Genomic DNA, 18,042 nt, shown 5'->3' with positions numbered 1-18,042 from the left:
TCAGAGGGCCGGCCCTGCCACCCTGGCGGTCTTCAGGGTGGTCGGGGCCTTGTACAGCGGGGCCGCGTCGGCATCGCCCTGGCAGTCGGCGAAGGCGGTGCCGGGAATCAGCCACCACAGCTCGCCGTTCTGCTGGCCCAGGTCCCGGGCGCTGGACAGGTCGGCGCAGCTCAGGTCATCCCGCTTGCCCTGGTCGACGAACAGCCAGCGCTGCGTCGGGTTCGCCTGCAGCCAGGCATAGGCCCGCTTGAGCTGCGCCTCTTTCGGGGTCTTGAAGCCGAAGTGCACGGTGGGCTGGCGGCTCTGCAGCAGGAATTCTTCGTCGAAGGTGGGCATCGCCAGCCAGGCATCGGGGCCGGTGATGCCGACGACCTGCTGCATCATGTCGCGCGGTGAGCGGGTGCCATCGAGGATCTGGTAGCCCCAGGTCGACCACAGCACCCAGAACACCGCCATCCAGCCGGCGAAGACCAGCATGCCGCGACGCGGCTTCAGGGCGTAGAGCAGCGCGCCGGCACTCAGGCCGAGGGCGATCCACCAGCCCCAGGGCGACACCCCGTGCTCGGCGGCCAGGTCGGCCAGCGCCGGCAGGCCCAGTGCGCCGAGGATGCCGGCGAGCAGGAAGATCGTGCCCAGAACGGCAACCAGCGCCGCGCCCAGCCAGTGCACCCAGCGCTTGCACAGCAGGCCGGGAATCAGCGGCGCCATGGCCAGCACCAGCAGCGGCACGCCCGGCAGCATGTAGACGCCGCGCTTGCCCGGCGACAGCGAGAAGAAGAACACCAGCAGCACCAGGCCGCTCAGCGGCAGCAGCACCCGCGCGTCGAGACGCCGCAGGCGATGCCACCAGCCGCGCAACAGCCAGGGCAGCCCCAGGATCAGCGGCAGCCAGGCCCAGGGGATCACCTGGGCCAGGTAGTAGTACCAGGGCTCGAGGTGATGCCAGGACTCGGCATAGCGCTCGCCGGTCTGCTTGAACAGGATGTTGTCGCGGTAGGCGGCCAGGGTCGGATCGTCGCCGAAGGTGGTGAGCAGCACCATGGGCACCACCCACAGCGCGATGGTGCCCACCACGGTGGCCAGGCCCAGGCCGAGATCCTTCCACGCCAGCGGTGTCGCGCGGCCGCGCCAGGCGAGCAGCCCCCAGGCCGGCAGCATCAGCAGCGGCAGAAAGCCCACGCCCTTGGTGAGCACCCCCAGGCCCATGGCCACGCAGCCGATGTACCACCAGCGTCGGGCCGGCCCCAGCAGCGCGTGTCGCAACAGTCCGTAGACACCCAGTGTGATCCAGAAGGTGACCAGCATGTCGATCTGCGCGGCCTTGGCCTGCAGCACGAACTGCAGCGTGGAGAGCAGCGCCGCGCCGGTGATGAAGGCGATGCGGCGCCCGTACAGGCGCCGGCACAGGTCCATCACCAGCACCAGCGTGCCCACGCCGCCGATCAGCGAGGGGATCAGGAACCCCAGGCGCACCGAGCCGGTCAATGCGATGGAGGCCGCCGAGGCCCACATGAAGATCGGCGGCTTGTCGGGGTAGGGTTCACCGCCGCGATGGGGGATCCAGAAGTGCCCGGTATCCAGCATTTCCAGGGCGTTGAGGGCGAAACGCGGTTCGTCGGCGGGCCAGGGATCGCGCAGGCCGATGCCGATCGCCAGCAGCACGGTGGCGGCCAGCAGCAGCAAGAGCCAGGTCATGCGCTGCTTGCCGCGAAGGTAGGCGGGACGTTGCATGGGGCGACTCACGAAGACGTTGGGGTAAGGGGGTCAGCCCTGGCGGGAGGCTTCGGACTGGCGCGTTTCCCGGCGAATCAGCATGATGTTGCGCAGGTAGATGAACAGTCCCGAGGCCTGGCCGACAATGAACACCGGGTCCTGGCGATAGATCGCATAGGCGAGCAGGGTGGTGCCGCCGCCCAGGCTGAACAGCCAGAAGGCCTTGGGCACGATGCTGCGCCGGGCTCGTTCGCTGGCGATCCACTGGACCAGGAAGCGGGCCGAGAACAGCGCCTGGCCGAGAAAGCCGATGGCGACCCAGATCCATTCTGTCGTCATCGCGGGGAGCCCTCCTGCGGGAGTGTGTCGGTCTCGGCCGACGCCGTGGCGGTGCCCTCGCCGAGACCGAGAATGTCCTGGGCCTGGTCGACCGGCGCCGGCAGGCGGCAGCGCTTGCGCAGCCACATCACCCCGGCCATGTCGAGCAGGCCGGCCCACAGGCGGTTGTTGAGCCCGTAGTGGGAGTGGCCGGTGCCGCGCGGGCGATGGTTGACCGGCACCGACACGCAGCGGCCGCCCTGCATCTGGATCAGCGCCGGCAGGAAGCGGTGCATGTGGTCGAAGTAGGGCAGGGTCAGGAAGGCTCGGCGCTCGATGACCTTGATGCCGCAGCCGGTGTCCGGGGTGGCGTCCTTGAGCAGGGCGGCGCGCACCCGGTTGGCGACCCGCGAGGAGAGCCGCTTGAGCCAGTCGTCGCGACGGTTGACGCGCTGCCCGGCCACCAGCGTGACGTCGCCCTGGCGGGCGCGGGCCAGCAGGGCCGGCAGGTCGGCGGGATCGTTCTGGCCGTCGCCGTCGAGGGTGGCCAGCCAGGTGCCGCGAGCCGCATGTGCCGCCTGCCAGACCGAGGTGCTCTGCTCGGCGCTATGGGCGTGATGCAGCGGGCGCAGGCGCGAATCCTGCTCGGCGCGGCGGGTGAGCATCGCCCAGGTGTCGTCCTGCGAAGCGTCGTCCACCACCAGCACCTCGAACGGGGTGTCGGGCAGGGCGGCATCGATCTCGTCGAGCAGGGTAGGCAGGTTTCCGGCCTCGTCGCGGGCGGGAATGACAATCGAGAGTAGCGGTGTTGTCACGGCGGTGAACTCTTTTCTATCGACGGCAGGGCAGCCTGCCGAATGCGGCTTAAGGTGGCCTTAAGACTGTGTATCGGCGCACGGGCCCGAGAGGAGCCGAGCGGACATGGGCCCGGCACCATGCGGGCCAGGGGGAGACAAGAGCGCATTTTAAACGCGTATGATGCCACCGGGCACGCCCGGGGTACAGGCCCGGCACCTTGCGGCCTGCCGCTTAAGGCAACGTTAAGGAAATCGCTTGATGCTGGGTTGCCTGTAATCAATACGCCGGGAACAATGGGATACGCATGCGTCTACTACTGGTGGAGGATGACCCGTTACTGGGTGACGGCATCAAGACAGCCCTGCAGCGCGAAGGGTATGTCGTGGAGTGGTTCGACAACGGCACCGATGCCATGGCGGCGGCACGCTGCGAGGCCTTCTCGGTCGCCGTGCTCGATCTCGGGCTGCCCGACGTCGACGGCATGACGGTGCTGCGCCACCTGCGTCGACACAGCGACCTGCCGGTGTTGATCCTCACCGCGCGGGACGACGTCGACGACCGGATCGCCGGGCTCGATGGTGGTGCCGACGACTATGTACTCAAGCCCTTCGATCTCAAGGAGCTGCTGGCGCGGCTGCGCGTGGTGATGCGCCGTGCCGAGGGACGGGCTTCGCAGGTGCTGGAGATCGGTCCGCTGCGTATCGACGAGGCGCGTCATCAGGCGAGCTGGCGCGGCGAGCCGGTGGCGCTGGCGCGGCGTGAGTACGCGCTGCTGCTGGAGCTGGCGCGTCATCCGGACAAGGTGATGACGCGACCTCGCCTCGAGAGCCTGCTGTACGGCTGGGACGAGGAGGTGGCGTCCAACGCGGTGGAGGTGCATATCCATCACCTGCGCAAGAAACTCGACAAGGCGCTGATCGTCACCGTGCGTGGCATCGGCTATCGGCTGGATTCGCGCCTTCAATGATCTCGATTCGCCGTTATCTGACCCGCACGCTGGCCTTGGTGCTGGCGCTGGTGACCGCCCTGGCGATCACTGCCGCCTATCTGATCACGGCGCACGAGATGGAAGAGATTCTCGATGCCCAGCTGAGCCTGGAAAGCCGGGTGGTGGCCGGGCTGATCGGCCCGGATACCGATCTGGCCGACTATCGGCACATCGCCGCGGAACTCAGCCAGCCCGGGCATTTCGCCCGGCTCTACGAGGCGGGGCGTGCCCAGCCCCCGGACGACGGCATCCGGGCCTCGCTCTATCATCATGAAGAACACCTTCTTTCGGTGGGCTTCTGGCATCCGGACGGCACACCGCAGTTGCTCGGCGCGGTGTGGAATGACGCCGGGCCCTTCCCGGCGCCGCAGCAGACCGGCTACGACTGGGTCGAGTACAACGGCGCACGCTGGCGGGTGTTCTCGATGTTCGATGCCCAGAGCGGCCTGTGGATTCGCACGGGGGTGCACGAGGAGTTCTTCAGCGAACTGGAAAGCAAGGTGGTGCTGGGCAACCTGATCCCCATGCTGCTGGCCCTGCCGGTGCTGCTGTGGGCGATGGGCGTCATCATCCGCCGCGGCGTGCGCCCCATCGGCGCGCTGTCGCGCCAGGTCGAGGGGCGCAACGATCGCGACCTGAGCTTCCTCGACGTTACCGTGCCTCGCGAGCTGGCCGGGCTGCGCCAGGCGATCAACGATTTCATCGCCCGCCTGCGCGAGACGCTCGAGCGCGAGCGTCGCTTCACCGCCGATGCCGCCCATGAGCTGCGCACCCCGCTGGCGGGGCTGAAGATCCATCTCGACAACGCGCGCGCCGGCGAGTCGGCCTCGCTGGACAAGGCCTACAGCGGGGTGGAGCGTCTGCAGCGGGTGGTCGAGCAGCTGCTGGTGCTGGCCCGGATCGACCGCGAGGCGCCGTCCCAGGAAGCGGATGTGGATATCTACCCGCTGGTGCTCGACTTGGTCGCCGAGCTGTGGCCCTGGGCCCAGGCCCGCCATCAGGAGATCGAGGTCACGGGGCTGGAAGCGCTGTGGGTGCGGGCCGACCCGGTGGAGCTGGGCATCCTGATCCGCAACCTGCTGGACAACGCCCTGCGCTACACCCCCGAGCACGGCACCGTGACGCTGGAGCTGGCCGAACGCGACGGCCGGGCCCGGCTGATCGTGCGCGACAGCGGCCCGGGGATTCCCGAGGCCCTGATCGACAAGGTCACCGAGCGCTTCCGCCGGGTGGCCGATCAGCGCACCACCGGCAGCGGCCTGGGGCTGTCGATCGTCCTGGAACTGACCCGGCGCCAGCAGGCCAGCCTGACCCTGCGCAATCGCGAGCCCCACGGGCTCGAGGTCAGCCTGTCCTGGCCGTCGGTCTCCCCGGCCACGGCACGGCGCCTGCCGCGGCCCGACACCATAGGCTGAGTCCCGTTTCAGGCGTGATTCGCGGGGCGCCGGCGGGCCAGCGGGTCCTGGGCGAAGTAGCGCGAGAGCAGGGCATAGAGGGCAGGATAGGCGTGGCGCAGCCGGCCGGGGGCGCTGAAGAACAGCTCGCAGCACACCGCGAAGCACTCGCCGGGGTGACTGCCCGCGTAGTCGTCGATCGGCGTGGGCCTGCCGTGGGCCAGGTGGGCCTGCAGGTCGTCCCAGACCGCGGTGAAGACCCGGTGCCACTCGCGCGGGTCGATGTCGCGGGGCAGCGGCGGGAAGCCGTCGGCGTCCCGCGAGTTGCTCATGTCAAGCTTGTGGGCGAACTCGTGGATCACCACGTTGAAGCCGTTCCAGCCGCCGCTGTCCAGCAGGTCGATCCGGGAGATCACCACCGGCCCCTGGAACCAGGTCTCGCCGACCCGTTCGTCCTCGTACTCGTGGATCACGCCGGCGTCGTCCATCTCGGCGACGTGGCGCCGGAAGGCCTCCGGCACCACCACCACCTCATGGACGTTGGCGAAGGCCTCGCCGGCCTCGGCGTCGCTCCAGCCCAGCGTCAGCAGGCAGGCCTGGGCGGCCAGCCCCAGCCGTGTCGCCAGGTCGAACTCGGCGGTCTCCGGGGTACTGATCCGCTTGTGGCGCAGGAAGGCCCAGGCGCGCTCGCCGAGCCGCTCGGCCTCGTCCGCGGGCAGCGCCGCCAGCAGCGGCAGGCGCCGGCAGGCCGTCTGCCAGGCCTCGGCCGGCAGCGGGTGACGACGGGCCTCGCGCCGGCGTCGCCAGGCCTGGAAGGCGTGCCATGGGCTCATGCGGGCCGCCTCAGTGGCCGTCCTCCTGGCGACTGCCGGACTTCCAGCTCCAGTCGCGCAGGCGCAGGTCGAACAGGTCCTGACGGCGGTCCTTGAGGTTGGTCACCGTGCCCTCGCTGCGCACCACCTTGAGCCGGGTGAGGTCGAGATCCGAGAACATCACCATCTCGGTGTTGGGCGTGGTCTCGGAGAGCACCGCATCGTGGGGGAAGGCGAAGTCGGACGGCGAGAACACCGACGACTGGGCGTACTGGATGTCGAGGTTCTCGATCGACGGCACGTTGCCGACGCTGCCGCACACCACCACGTAGCACTCGTTCTCGATGGCGCGGGCCTGGGCGCAGTGGCGCACCCGCAGGTAGCTGTTCTTGGTGTCGGTCCAGAACGGCACGAAGAGGATGTCCATGTCCTGATCGGCGAGCAGCCGCGGCAGCTCCGGAAACTCCACGTCGTAGCAGATCAGGATGCCCACGCGCCCGGCGTCGGTGTCGAACACGCGCAGCTCGTCGCCGCCTTCCACCACCCAGTCGCGGCGTTCCTGGGGGGTGATGTGCAGCTTGGCCTGGCGGTCGATCTCGCCGTCGCGACGGCACAGGTACGAGACGTTGTAGAGCTTGCCGTCCGCGCCTTCCTCGACCATCGAGCCGGCGACGATGTTGATGTTGTAGGACACCGCCATCCGCGAGATCTCGGTCTTGAAGCGCTCGGTGAAGCCGGCCAGGAAGTGGATCGCGGCGAGCTGGTCGGACTGGTCGGTGAGTCCCATCAGCGGCGTGTTGAACAGCTCGGGGAGCACCACGAAGTCGCTCTGGTAGTCGGCGACGGCGTCGACGAAGTACTCGACCTGCTGCAGCACCGACTCGACCGAGGCGAATTCGCGCATCTGCCACTGCACGGCGCCCACCCGCACCTGGGTCTTGCGTGTCTCGAGCACCCGCTCGGCGGGCTCGAAGAGGATGTTGTTCCACTCCAGCAGCGTCGCGTAGCCCTGCGACTTCTCGTCCTCGGGCAGGTACTTGCGCAGCAGCCGCTTGACCTGGAAGTCGTTGGCCAGCTGGAACGACAGGATCGGGTCGTGGATCTCCTTGCGGGCCACCGCCTCCAGGTATTCCGCCGGCGACATCGCCTCGGCGTATTCGTGGTAGTTGGGGATGCGCCCGCCGGCGAGGATCGCCTGCAGGTTCTTCGAGCGACACAGTTCCTTGCGTGCTTCGTAGAGGCGCCGTCCCAGCCGGTAGCCCCGGTAGGCCGGGTCGATCAGCACGTCGAGGCCGTAGAGGGCGTCGCCGTCCGGGTCGTTGAGGATGATCTCGCGGCTTCCGATCAGGTCGTCGTAGCGGTGCGGGTTGGAGAACTCGTCGTAGTCGACCAGCGCGGTCAGCGCCACGCCCACCAGGCGGCCGTCATCCTCGATGGCGATCTGGCCGTCGGGGAATTCCTGGATCAGCTTGTCGATGGTGTGCCGGGGCCAGGCGCCGCCGATATCGTGGTAGACGGCGTCCATCAGCGTCTTGAGCTGGGGGTAGTCCTCGGAAGTCAGGTTGCGCAGGTTGAGGTGCAGATCGTCGAGGGACATGGGCGTCGATTATCCTGGTAAAGCGTCAGAGCGTAGCGTAACACGCCCGCGTGTGCGGGCGTGTCGGGCGGTGCTGCGGAGCCGCTTACGCCCCTTCGAGAAAGGTCAGGGCGCGACCGTGGGAAAGCGCTGCGGCGTGACGATGATAGGCGCTGCGCGCCCAGCAATTGAAGCCGTGGTCGGCCCCGTCGTAGACATGGATCTCGACGTCGTCGCGGTCGGCGAAGGCCCGGCGGGTCTGTTCGACGTGTTCGTCGGTGATGTGGCCGTCGTTGCCGGCGAAGTGGAACTGGGCCGGGACCGTCAGGCCGGCGGCCTTGTCGAGATGATTGTGGATGCCGCCGGGGTAGAAGCACACTGCCCGGTCGACGCCGGACTCGATGCCGGCCAGGTAGGCGAGGATGCCGCCCATGCAGTAGCCGAGCGATGCCACCTCGCCCTCGCACTCGGGGCGCTGGCGCAGTGCCTGCACGGTGCTGGCCAGGTCCTTCACCGCCACCGTGAAGTCGATCTCGCCGACCAGCCGGAAGGCCTTGTCCATGTCGTCGCCCTCATAGGCGAGTTCCACGCCGGGTTCCTGACGCCAGAAGACATCCGGGGCGAGCACCACGTAGCCGTCCAGGGCGTACTGCTCGGCGACACTGCGGATGTGGTGATTGACGCCGAAGATCTCCTGAATCAGCACGATGCCCGGGCCCTTGCCGGCGGGCGGCAGGGCCAGGTAGCCCTTGAAGGTCTGTTCATCGTGGCTGGTGATGTCGATCCACTGGGTGCTGACGGTCGGTTGGGGCATGCTTCCTCCATGATAGCTGGCGCCGCCGGTCCAGCGTCGATAGTGGCCGGGCACGGCGCGTCCACGAATAATTCGTTGACTAATCGTAGGCGGGGAGAGCGTTCAGGACAATGGTAAGAACGAACACCGAAGACACGGTGGCGTCGGGCACGATCAGCGCAGCTGGCTGTCCTTGCTGCCGCGGCGGTTGTAGCCGCTGAACGTGGACTGACGCCGGTCGGCCTCGCTCTGGCAGGTGATGCACAGGCGCACGCCGGGTATCGCCTCGCGGCGCGCCTGGGGGATCGGCGCGTCACACTCTTCGCAGTGGGTCAGGCTCTCGCCGCGCGGCAGTTGGCTGCGCGAGCGCTCGACGGCATCCTCGATGGTGCTGTCGATCTGCTCCTGTACCGCGCCATCCTTCGACCATCCTCCGGCCATGACGACCTCCTGACTCCGCAACCGTTTCGTTCCCAGTCTAGCCGGAACAAAGGGCTATGGGCGACGAGCCGCGAGTCGCTCATGGCGTGGTGTGGATTGATGGGCTGTTGTGGGAGGGGTTTGATCCCCGACGGCGGGGCCCGGTGGCCGGTCCGTCGCGACTGACGTCGCTCCCACAATCCGACCGACCCTGTCGGCCGGCCAGGTTGCGGGGGGTTGTGGGGGTAGCGGCTCTCCCGGAGTCCGTCTTGTGGGCTTGCGTGAGTGGCGGGCGACGAGCATCAGCCGGGCTCGCTGCCCGCCGCTCGTCGCCCGCCGCCGGGGTCAGCCCCTGGCCTTGTCCACCGCGCGCCAGTGATGCAGCAGCGGCTCGGTGTAGCCCGCCGGCTGCTCGCGGCCCTTGAAGATCAGGTCCGAGGCCGCCTGGAAGGCGCTGGAGTCGGCCAGGTGCGCGGTCATCGGCGTGTAGGCCGGGTCACCGGCGTTCTGGTCGTCGACCACCTTCGCCATGCGCTCGAGGGTCTCCTTGACCTGGGCCTCGCTGACCACGCCGTGGTACAGCCAGTTGGCGATGTGCTGGCTGGAGATGCGCAGCGTGGCGCGGTCTTCCATCAGCCCCACGTCGTGGATGTCGGGCACCTTGGAGCAGCCCACGCCGTGCTCGACCCAGCGCACCACGTAGCCGAGGATGCCCTGGCAGTTGTTGTCGAGTTCCTGCTGGATCTCGTCGGCCGACCAGTCGGGGGTCTCGACCACCGGCACGGTGAGCAGGTCGTCCAGATAGTCGGTGGCCGGGCGCGACTCGAGGTCCTGCTGCACGGCGGCGACATCGACCTGGTGGTAGTGCAGGGCGTGGAGCACCGCGGCGGTGGGCGAGGGCACCCAGGCGGTGTTGGCGCCGGCCTTCGGGTGGCCGATCTTCTGCACCAGCATGTCGGCCATCAGGTCGGGCATCGCCCACATGCCCTTGCCGATCTGGGCGCGACCGCGCAGGCCGCAGGCCAGACCCACCTGGACGTTGTTGGCCTCGTAGGCCTGGATCCAGGGGGCGCTCTTCATGTCGCCCTTGCGGCGCATCGGGCCGGCTTCCATGGCGGTGTGCATCTCGTCGCCGGTGCGGTCGAGGAAGCCGGTGTTGATGAACACCACCCGCGAGGTGGCCTCGGCAATGCAGGCCTTGAGGTTGACGCTGGTGCGGCGCTCCTCGTCCATGATGCCCATCTTGAGGGTGTCGCGGGGAAGGCCCAGCACGTCCTCGATGCGCGTGAACAGGGTGTTGGCGAAGGCGACTTCCTTGGGGCCGTGCATCTTGGGCTTGACGATGTACACCGAGCCGGTGCGGCTGTTGCGCGGCTGATCCTCGCCCTTGCTGAGGTCGTGAATGGCGATCAGGCCGGTGAGCACGCCGTCGAGGATCCCCTCGGGGATCTCGTTGCCGTCGGCGTCGAGCACTGCGGGGGTGGTCATCAGGTGGCCGACGTTGCGCACGAACAGCAGCGAGCGCCCGGGCAGGCGCAGGGCGCCGCCGTCCGGCGTGGTGTAGTCGCGGTCGGGGTTGAGGCGACGGGTGACGGTCTTGCCGCCCTTGTCGAAGGACTCGGCGAGATCGCCTTTCATCAGCCCCAGCCAGTTGCGGTAGACGCCGACCTTGTCCTCGGCGTCGACGGCGGCCACCGAGTCCTCGCAGTCCATGATGGTGGTCACCGCGGCCTCGACGAGCAGGTCCTTGACGTGGGCCGGGTCGGTCTTGCCGATCGGATGCGTGGCGTCGATCTGGATTTCCAGGTGCAGGCCGTGGTGGGCGAGCAGCACCGCCTCGGGGGCGGCGGCGTCGCCGCGGTAGCCGACCAGCTGGTCGGGGCGCGCCAGGCCGGTCTCGCGGCCGTTGTCACGCGAGACGACCAGCTTGCCGTCACGGATCGCGTAGCCGGTGGCTTCACGATGCGAGCCCTCGGCCAGCGGCGCGGCGGTGTCGAGCACCTCGCGGGCGTAGGCGATGACCTTCTCGCCGCGCTTGGGGTTGTAGGCGGTGCCCTTCTCGGCGCCGTCGGTCTCGGGGATCACGTCGGTGCCGTAGAGGGCATCGTAGAGGCTGCCCCAGCGGGCGTTGGCGGCGTTGAGCGCGTAGCGGGCATTGTTGACCGGCACCACCAGCTGCGGGCCGGCCTGCACGGCGATCTCGGCGTCGACGTTGCGGGTGGTGACCTGCACCTCGCCCGGGTCGGCGGCGAGATAGCCCTGCTCGCGCAGGAACGCCTGGTAGGCGGCCATGTCGCGCACCGGCCCCGGATGGGCCTGGTGCCAGGCATCGAGCTCGCCCTGCAGGCGGTCGCGCTCGGCAAGCAGGTCGCGGTTGGTGGGCGCGAGGTCGTGGACCAGGGCATCGACGCCGGCCCAGAAGGCCTCGGGGTCGACACCGGTGCCGGGCAGGGCCTCGTCGGTGATGAAACGGTCGAGTTCGGCGGCCACCTGCAGGCGGTGGCGGGTAACGCGGTCGGTCATGATCGGTCTCCTTGTCCGAGAGGTGCTGACGCACCGTCGGTGCGGGGCATCAGCGCCGTGGCGAAGTGAACGGCCTCAGGCCAGGGCGGCGACGCCGGCCTTGGCGACCTGCACGTCCTGGTCGGGCTTGACGCCGGACACGCCGACGCTGGCGATGACCTGACCATCCTGGATGACCGGCACGCCGCCGGACAGCAGAGCCTGCATCGGCGCGGTGGTGAAGGCGATGCGGCCGTTGTTGATCATCTCTTCGAAAGCCTGGGTTTCCTTGCGACCGATGGCGGCGTTGCGCGCCTTCTCGGTGGCCACGCCGGCGGAGAACGGCGGCGCGCCGTCCATGCGACGCAGGGCCAGCAGGTGGCCGCCGTCATCGGCGACGGCGATGGTCACCGCCCACTGGTTGGCCTCGGCTTCGCTCTGGGCGGCGTCGAGGATGGCGTTGACGTCCTTGAGTTCGAGTACGGCTTTGGTCTGCATGGTTGCTCTCCTTTAGTTTTTACTTAACTGGCGTTCCAGATGATTGACTATTTGAAGAAAAAGCGCTGTAAAGCGTCGCGAGCGCAGCCCGTTCAGGCCGGATTCAAGGCCTCGTCGACGATCTCGATCCAGTGTCGTACTGACGTCCGCCCCGCGCCGTCCAGATGGGTCTGGCAACCGATATTGGCGGTGACGATCAGTTCGGGGTTGCCGGCTTCCAGATTGTCCAGCTTGTTGTCGCGCAGCTGACGGGACAGCTCGGGCTGGGTGACCGAGTAGGTGCCGGCGGAGCCGCAGCACAGGTGGGCGTCCTGCACCGGGGTCAGCTCGAAGCCGAGGCGGGTCAGCACGCCCTCGACCGCGCCACCCAGCTTCTGGGCGTGCTGCAGGGTACAGGGGCAGTGGAAGGCCAGGCGCCGGCTCTCCTTGACGTCGAGGGTGTCGAGGGCCTCGTCGCGCAGGATTTCCGACAGGTCCCTGGCCAGGGCACTGACCCGCTGGGCCTTCTCGGCGTAGGCCGGGTCGTCGGCGAGCATGTCGGCGTATTCCTTGACGAAGGCACCGCAGCCGCTGGCGGTCTGGATGATCGCCTCGACGCCGTTCTCGATCGCCGGCCACCAGGCGTCGATGTTGGCACGCATGCGCGCGCGTCCGGCGTCCTGGGCGTTGAGATGGTAGTCGATGGCACCGCAGCAGCCGGCCTCGGGAGCGGGCGTCAGACCGATACCCAGGCGATCGAGCACCCGCGCGGTGGCCGCATTGGTGTTGGGCGACAGGCCCGGCTGCACGCAGCCTTCGAGAATCAGCATCTGGCGGGCGTGCTGCTTGCCGTCGGGGCGCTTGCCGGCGTCCACCGGGCGTGCCGGCATCTTGTCGCGGAGGGCGCCCGGCACCAGCGGGCGGAACGTCTGGCCCAGTGCCAGCAATGCCTTGAAACGCTGCGGATCGACCAGTGCCTTGCGCAGCCCCAGATGCAGGATGCGCTCCCGGGGCGTGCGACCGACGCGACGGTCGACCTCGGCGCGGCCGATGTCGAGCAGCTTGTGATACTCGACGCCGGAGGGGCAGGTAGTCTCGCAGTTGCGGCAGGTCAGGCAACGGTCCAGGTGGAGCTGGGTCTCCCGGGTGACCTGGTCGTCGTCATCCGGGCTCTCCAGCAGCTCCTTCATCAGGTAGATGCGCCCGCGCGGCCCGTCGCGCTCGTCACCGAGCAGCTGGTAGGTGGGGCAGGTGGCGTTGCAGAAGCCGCAGTGCACGCAGGTTCGCAGGACACGGTCGGCCTCGCGGATATGCGGTTTCGCCAGATCGGCGTCGGTGAACTGTGTCTGCATGTCAGAGACCCTCGTAAAGCCGGCCGGGGTTGAAGATGCCGTTGGGATCCAGCTTGGCCTTGAGCTGCCGGTGATACTTGGCCACGACCGGCGAGAGCGGCGTGAAGGGATCCCGGGCGCCACCCTGGGCGTGCGGCGTGTAGCAGGTGGCGTGACCGCCGGCCCGGGCGGCGGCTTCGCGGATCGTCTCGGCGTCGGCGGTCGTCTTCAGCCAGCGCTGGGCGCCGCCCCAGTCGTAGAGCATGTCGCCGTCCAGCGCCAGTGCCGGCGTGTTGTTGGGCAGCGAAAGGCGCCACAGGGCGCGGCTGTCGTCATCGCCGAAGAAGGCCAGGCGCTGCTCGCGCAGGTTGTTCCAGAACTCGGCCTCCAGGGTGTCGCCGCCCAGACGCTCGGCGGTGGCGGCCACCGAACTGGTGCCGCCTTCCAGGCGCAGGTGAAGGGCGCCGTCGTGCCAGGCGGCGGCGGTCAGCGGCAGCGGCTGACGGCCCCATTCGGCGAGGCGTTCCAGGGCCGTCTCGACGGGCATTTCCAGACGCAGGCTGCGCGTCGCGGCGGGGCGCGGCAGCACCTTGAAGGAGATTTCGGTCAACACGCCGAGGGTGCCCTGGGCGCCGACCATCAGCCGCGAGAGGTCGTAGCCGGCGACGTTCTTCATGACTTCGCCGCCGAAGCGCAGCTGCTTGCCGTCGTGAGTGATCAGCCGGCAGCCGAGCACGAAGTCGCGCGCGGCGCCCGCCCAGGGGCGTCGCGGGCCGGAGAGGCCGGTGGCGACGGCGCCGCCGACGGTCGCATCCGGGCCGAAATGCGGCGGCTCGAAGGGCAGTCGCTGGCCCTCGGCATCGAGGGCGGCCTCGAGCTCGGCGAGCGGGGTGCCGGCGCGTACCGAGACCACCAGCTCGACCGGGTCGTAGTGGACGATGCCGCGATGCTCGGTCAGCGACAGCGTCTCGCCCTCGACCGGCCGGCCGTAGAAGGCCTTGGTGCCGCCGCCGGCGATACGCAGCGGCGTGGCGTCGGCGTCGGCGCGGCGGACCTGCTCGCACAGCTGTTCGGCGATGTCCTGGCCGCGTTCGGCCTGAACGGGATGCGCGTCCTGTTCGTGATGGGTACGGGTCATGATCGTTCCTCAGAAACGCGGAAGGTCCGGGTGCGGCAGCTCGCCCTTGTGCACGTGCATGGCGCCGAACTCGGCGCAGCGCTGCAGGGTGGGGATGTTCTTGCCGGGGTTGAGCAGTCGGCTGGCGTCGAAGGCCGACTTGACGGCGTGGAACACGCTCAGTTCGTCGGGCTGGAACTGGCTGCACATCTGGTTGATCTTCTCGCGGCCCACGCCGTGCTCGCCGGTGATGCTGCCACCGGCCTCGACACACAGCTCGAGGATCTTGCCGCCGACGTCCTCGGCCAGCTCCAGCTCGCCGGGCTTGTTGGCATCGAACAGGATCAGCGGATGCATGTTGCCGTCGCCGGCGTGGAAGACGTTGGCCACCGGCAGGCCGGACTCCTCGGAGAGCCGGGCGATGCCCATCAGCACGCGGGGCAGCTCGCGGCGCGGAATCGTGCCGTCCATGCAGTAGTAGTCCGGGGACATGCGGCCCACCGCGGGGAAGGCGTTCTTGCGCCCGGCCCAGAACTTGGCGCGTTCGGCGTCGTCGCGGGCCTGGGCGATGTCGGTGGCGCCGGCGGCCTCGAGCACGCCGCGCACCGTGGCGCAGTCGTCGTCGACGTCGGCCTCGACGCCGTCGAGCTCGCAGAGCAGGATCGCCTCGGCCTCGGTGGGGTAGCCGGCCTTGACGAAGTCCTCGGCGGCCTTGATCGCCAGCTTGTCCATCATCTCCAGCCCGCCGGGGACGATGCCGGCGGCGATGATGTCGCCGACCGCCTTGCCGGCCTTCTCGACGTCGTCGAAGCTGGCCATCAGCACCTTGGCGCTCTCCGGCTTGGGCAGCAGCTTGACGGTGATCTCGGTGATCACGCCGAGCATGCCCTCGGAGCCGGTGAACAGCGCCAGCAGGTCGAAGCCCGGGGCATCGAAGGCCTCGGAGCCCAGCGTCATGCGCTCGCCCTCGATGGTGATCACCTCGATGCGCAGCACGTTGTGCACGGTCAGGCCGTATTTCAGGCAGTGCACGCCGCCGGCGTTCTCGGCGACGTTGCCGCCGATCGAACAGGCGATCTGCGACGAGGGGTCCGGGGCGTAGTAGAGCCCGTGGGGAGCGGCGGCCTCGGAGATCGCCAGGTTGCGCACGCCGGGCTGGACCCGGGCGGTGCGGGCGTCGGGATCGATATCGAGGATGCTGGCGAAGCGCGACATGACCAGCAGCACGCCCTGTTCCAGCGGCAGGGCGCCGCCGGACAGGCCGGTGCCGGCGCCGCGGGTCACCACCGGTACGCCGAGCGCATGGCAGCGGCGCATCAGGGTCTCGACCTGGTCGAGGGTGTGGGGCATGGCCACCAGCATCGGCAGCACGCGGTAGGCGGACAGGCCGTCGCACTCGAAGGGGTGCAGATCCTCCTCGCGGTGCAGCAGGGTCATGTCCGGCAGCGCCTGCTGCAGGTCGTCCAGGACGGCGGCCTTGTCGACGCGGGTCAGCGCGCCGTCGAGCTGCTCGTCGTAGAGAATGTTCATCGCTCACTCTCCGTTCATCGCGCCGGCGAGTCGCCGGTCGGGGCAGTCACGGGGACCGGTACGGGAGCCCGTCCGATTGTCTTGGCCCTAAATCTGCGCGTTCTCGCCTCGACTGTCCAGTTTTTGGTATGCTGGTAATACCAGTAATTGGTCTAATTTATGAAAACTGTTTCCAGCTATTCAATGGGAGATCGAACGATGCCAGGGCATCCAATTTTCGAGCCTGACCCAAGGTCCGGACGGTGGTTCGGGAGGAGCTGAGATGGTCGCCTATTCCACGCATCAGGGTAATCGACGCATGGCCGACACGGTGGCCACCCAGATCGAGGAGTTGATCCTCGACGGGGTGATCCGTCCCGGCGAGCTGCTGCCCTCGGAGCGGCGCCTGTGCGACAAGCTGGGCGTGTCGCGGGCCTCGCTGCGCGAGGGACTCAAGGTGCTGCGCGGCAAGGGCATCATCGATACCCGCCAGGGGCGCGGTTCGGTGGTGGCGCGGTTGATCCCGCCGCGCGACGACAGCCCGCTGATGCACCTGTTCCGCGATCATCCGCGTACCCTCTACGACCTGCTCGAGGTACGCACGCTGCTCGAGGGCGAGTCGGCACGGCTGGCGGCGCTGCGCGGCACGCCGGCGGACCGGGTGATCATCACCCGGCGCTACGAGGAGATGGTCGACTATGTGCGGGGAGCCGACGAGATCAATGTGGAGCGTCTGGCGCGGTTCGACCACGGCTTCCACCTGGCGATCTGCGAGGCGTCGCACAACCCGGTGCTGGTCTACACCCTGCAGGGGTTGACCGACCTGCTGCTGAGTTCGGTGTTCGCCTCGGTCAAGAACCTCTATCATCGGCCGGCGCCGCGGGAGCAGATCAACCGCCAGCACGAGCGGCTGTTTCGGGCGGTGATCGATCAGGACCCCGACCGGGCGCGGGAGGCGGCGCTCGAGCATCTGGCGAGCATCGGCGACAGCCTGCGCGAGATCGAGGCGGAGGATGAGCGGCTGGTGCGCTCGGCGATGCGTCTGGAGACCTGGGAGTGAGCAGGGCAGTCGCAAGTGGATCGGGTGAGGGGGGACAGATTACTCCGAACGATAGCGCTAACTGCGATAGCCCTGTGGGAGTGAGCGGGTGACGCGACGCCGGGGCGCCGGGCAGGCTATCATGTCGCCCTTTGCCCCGACGGAGTCGTCATGTCCCTGCTTCGCCGCCTGCCGATCGACCGCTTCCTGCTGATGTTGCTGGGGGCCGTGCTGCTGGCCTCGCTGCTGCCGGTGCGCGGCGAGGCCGCCGTCGCCTTCGCCTGGCTGACCAAGCTGGCGATCGCCGCGCTGTTCTTCCTGCACGGCGCGCGCCTGTCGCCCCGAACCGTGCTCGAGGGGCTGATCCACTGGCGGCTGCACGCCACCGTCTTCGCCGCCACCTTCCTGCTCTTTCCGCTGCTGGGCGCCGTCATTACCTGGCTGACGCCGGCGCTGCTGCCGTCCTCGCTGGCCATGGGCGTGATGTTCCTGTGCCTGCTGCCCTCCACCATCCAGTCGTCGATCGCCTTCACCTCGATCGCCGGGGGCAATATCCCGGCGGCGATCTGCTCGGCCTCGGCGTCGAACATCCTGGGCATGTTCATCACGCCGCTGCTGGTAGGGCTTTTGATGTCGGCCGAAGGCGGCGGGGTATCGATGCAGGCGCTGGGCGCCATCCTGCTGCAGCTGCTGGCGCCCTTCCTGGCGGGGCAGCTGCTGCAGCGCTGGATCGGCGAGCGGGTCGTGCGCCACAAGGCGCGGCTGGCGCTGGTCGATCGCGGGGCGATCCTGATGGTGGTCTACCTGGCCTTCAGCGAGGCGCGCGTCGCGGGGCTGTGGGGGCAGCTGTCGCCCGCGGCGCTGGCGGTGATGGTGGCCATCGACATGCTGCTGCTGGCGGCGGTGCTGGTCATCACCACCCTGGCCAGCCGCTGGCTGGGCTTTTCCCGGGAGGACGAGATCACCATCGTCTTCTGCGGCTCCAAGAAGAGCCTGACCAGCGGGGTGCCCATGGCGCACGTGCTGTTCCCGCCGGCGCTGATCGGCAGCATCATCCTGCCGGTGATGCTGTTCCACCAGATCCAGCTGTTCGTCTGCGCGCTGCTGGCGCGCCGCTATGCCCGCCGGGCGGAGGCCGCCCCGCCGCGATAGCTGCAACGCGGCCGAGCCGGTGAAAGACGTAGGAGTCGCCGGTGATTTTGTTGGCCTGCTATGGTTAAAAGCCTCTCCCACAATCGCTAGGCGGGATGGGCTT

At 68.7% G+C, this 18,042-nt stretch carries 16 protein-coding genes; 4 read left to right on the top strand and 12 right to left on the bottom strand.

Annotation, left to right across the window (positions count from 1 at the left end; genetic code table 11):
• The 3 genes from G7A98_RS01180 to G7A98_RS01170 are packed head-to-tail and all read right to left on the bottom strand — an operon-like array spanning position 1 to position 2,846.
• Positions 1-1,731 (bottom strand): glycosyltransferase family 39 protein, encoded by a 1,731-nt coding sequence (locus tag G7A98_RS01180; RefSeq protein ID WP_163647651.1) that lies wholly within the window; start codon positions 1,729-1,731, stop codon positions 1-3.
• Positions 1,732-1,764: 33 nt separating this feature from the next.
• Positions 1,765-2,052 carry a lipid-A-disaccharide synthase N-terminal domain-containing protein gene (locus tag G7A98_RS01175; RefSeq protein WP_163647650.1) on the bottom strand — a complete coding sequence of 96 codons (288 nt, stop codon included), beginning with the start codon at positions 2,050-2,052 and terminating at the stop codon, positions 1,765-1,767.
• Positions 2,049-2,846 (bottom strand): glycosyltransferase family 2 protein, encoded by a 798-nt coding sequence (locus G7A98_RS01170; RefSeq protein WP_163647649.1) that lies wholly within the window; start codon positions 2,844-2,846, stop codon positions 2,049-2,051. Before G7A98_RS01170 ends, G7A98_RS01175 begins: the two co-directional genes overlap by 4 nt.
• A gap of 287 nt (positions 2,847-3,133) precedes the next feature.
• On the opposite strand from G7A98_RS01170, the gene G7A98_RS01165 reads away from it, so the two are divergent.
• Entirely contained in the window at positions 3,134-3,796 is a 663-nt protein-coding gene (locus tag G7A98_RS01165; protein WP_163647648.1) for a response regulator transcription factor, read from the top strand.
• Positions 3,793-5,232: an ATP-binding protein gene (locus tag G7A98_RS01160; RefSeq protein WP_163647647.1), complete on the top strand. Its 1,440-nt coding sequence runs from the start codon at positions 3,793-3,795 to the stop codon at positions 5,230-5,232. Before G7A98_RS01165 ends, G7A98_RS01160 begins: the two co-directional genes overlap by 4 nt.
• 8 nt (positions 5,233-5,240) lie before the next feature.
• On the opposite strand, the gene G7A98_RS01155 is transcribed toward G7A98_RS01160, so the two are convergent.
• The 9 genes from G7A98_RS01155 to glcD form a co-directional block, all read right to left on the bottom strand.
• Positions 5,241-6,044: a M90 family metallopeptidase gene (locus tag G7A98_RS01155; RefSeq protein ID WP_163647646.1), complete on the bottom strand. Its 804-nt coding sequence runs from the start codon at positions 6,042-6,044 to the stop codon at positions 5,241-5,243.
• 10 nt (positions 6,045-6,054) lie between these two features.
• The gene (locus G7A98_RS01150; protein WP_163647645.1) at positions 6,055-7,620 is read right to left on the bottom strand and encodes a bifunctional GNAT family N-acetyltransferase/carbon-nitrogen hydrolase family protein; all 1,566 of its coding nucleotides are present in this window, start codon (positions 7,618-7,620) and stop codon (positions 6,055-6,057) included.
• Between the two features lie 85 nt (positions 7,621-7,705).
• Positions 7,706-8,413 (bottom strand): dienelactone hydrolase family protein, encoded by a 708-nt coding sequence (locus G7A98_RS01145; protein ID WP_163647644.1) that lies wholly within the window; start codon positions 8,411-8,413, stop codon positions 7,706-7,708.
• Between the two features lie 153 nt (positions 8,414-8,566).
• Positions 8,567-8,833 (bottom strand): DksA/TraR family C4-type zinc finger protein, encoded by a 267-nt coding sequence (locus G7A98_RS01140; RefSeq protein ID WP_163647643.1) that lies wholly within the window; start codon positions 8,831-8,833, stop codon positions 8,567-8,569.
• 324 nt (positions 8,834-9,157) lie between these two features.
• A complete protein-coding gene (locus G7A98_RS01135; protein WP_163647642.1) occupies positions 9,158-11,335 on the bottom strand; it encodes a malate synthase G in 2,178 nt (725 codons plus the stop codon).
• Between the two features lie 75 nt (positions 11,336-11,410).
• Positions 11,411-11,812: a heme-binding protein gene (locus G7A98_RS01130; protein ID WP_163647641.1), complete on the bottom strand. Its 402-nt coding sequence runs from the start codon at positions 11,810-11,812 to the stop codon at positions 11,411-11,413.
• Between the two features lie 92 nt (positions 11,813-11,904).
• Entirely contained in the window at positions 11,905-13,143 is a 1,239-nt protein-coding gene (glcF, locus tag G7A98_RS01125; protein WP_163647640.1) for a glycolate oxidase subunit GlcF, read from the bottom strand.
• Between the two features lies 1 nt (position 13,144).
• Positions 13,145-14,260, bottom strand: a complete 1,116-nt coding sequence (gene glcE, locus G7A98_RS01120) for a glycolate oxidase subunit GlcE (RefSeq protein ID WP_163647639.1) — start codon at positions 14,258-14,260, stop codon at positions 13,145-13,147.
• A gap of 9 nt (positions 14,261-14,269) precedes the next feature.
• Positions 14,270-15,769 (bottom strand): glycolate oxidase subunit GlcD, encoded by a 1,500-nt coding sequence (glcD, locus tag G7A98_RS01115; protein WP_163647638.1) that lies wholly within the window; start codon positions 15,767-15,769, stop codon positions 14,270-14,272.
• Positions 15,770-16,031: 262 nt separating this feature from the next.
• Between glcD and glcC the strand changes: the two genes are divergently transcribed.
• Together glcC and G7A98_RS01105 are read left to right on the top strand one after the other, a co-directional pair.
• On the top strand, positions 16,032-16,808 hold the full coding sequence (glcC, locus tag G7A98_RS01110; protein ID WP_163647637.1) for a transcriptional regulator GlcC: 777 nt from the start codon (positions 16,032-16,034) through the stop codon (positions 16,806-16,808).
• Between the two features lie 150 nt (positions 16,809-16,958).
• Positions 16,959-17,939 (top strand): bile acid:sodium symporter family protein, encoded by a 981-nt coding sequence (locus G7A98_RS01105; protein WP_205596183.1) that lies wholly within the window; start codon positions 16,959-16,961, stop codon positions 17,937-17,939.
• Positions 17,940-18,042 lie beyond the last annotated feature (103 nt).

The organism is Modicisalibacter sp. 'Wilcox' (assembly GCF_010993675.1).
Taxonomy (GTDB): domain Bacteria; phylum Pseudomonadota; class Gammaproteobacteria; order Pseudomonadales; family Halomonadaceae; genus Modicisalibacter; species Modicisalibacter tunisiensis.
The sequence above is the reverse complement of the archived record's forward strand: the minus strand, read 5'-3'. Positions and strand labels throughout refer to the sequence as shown.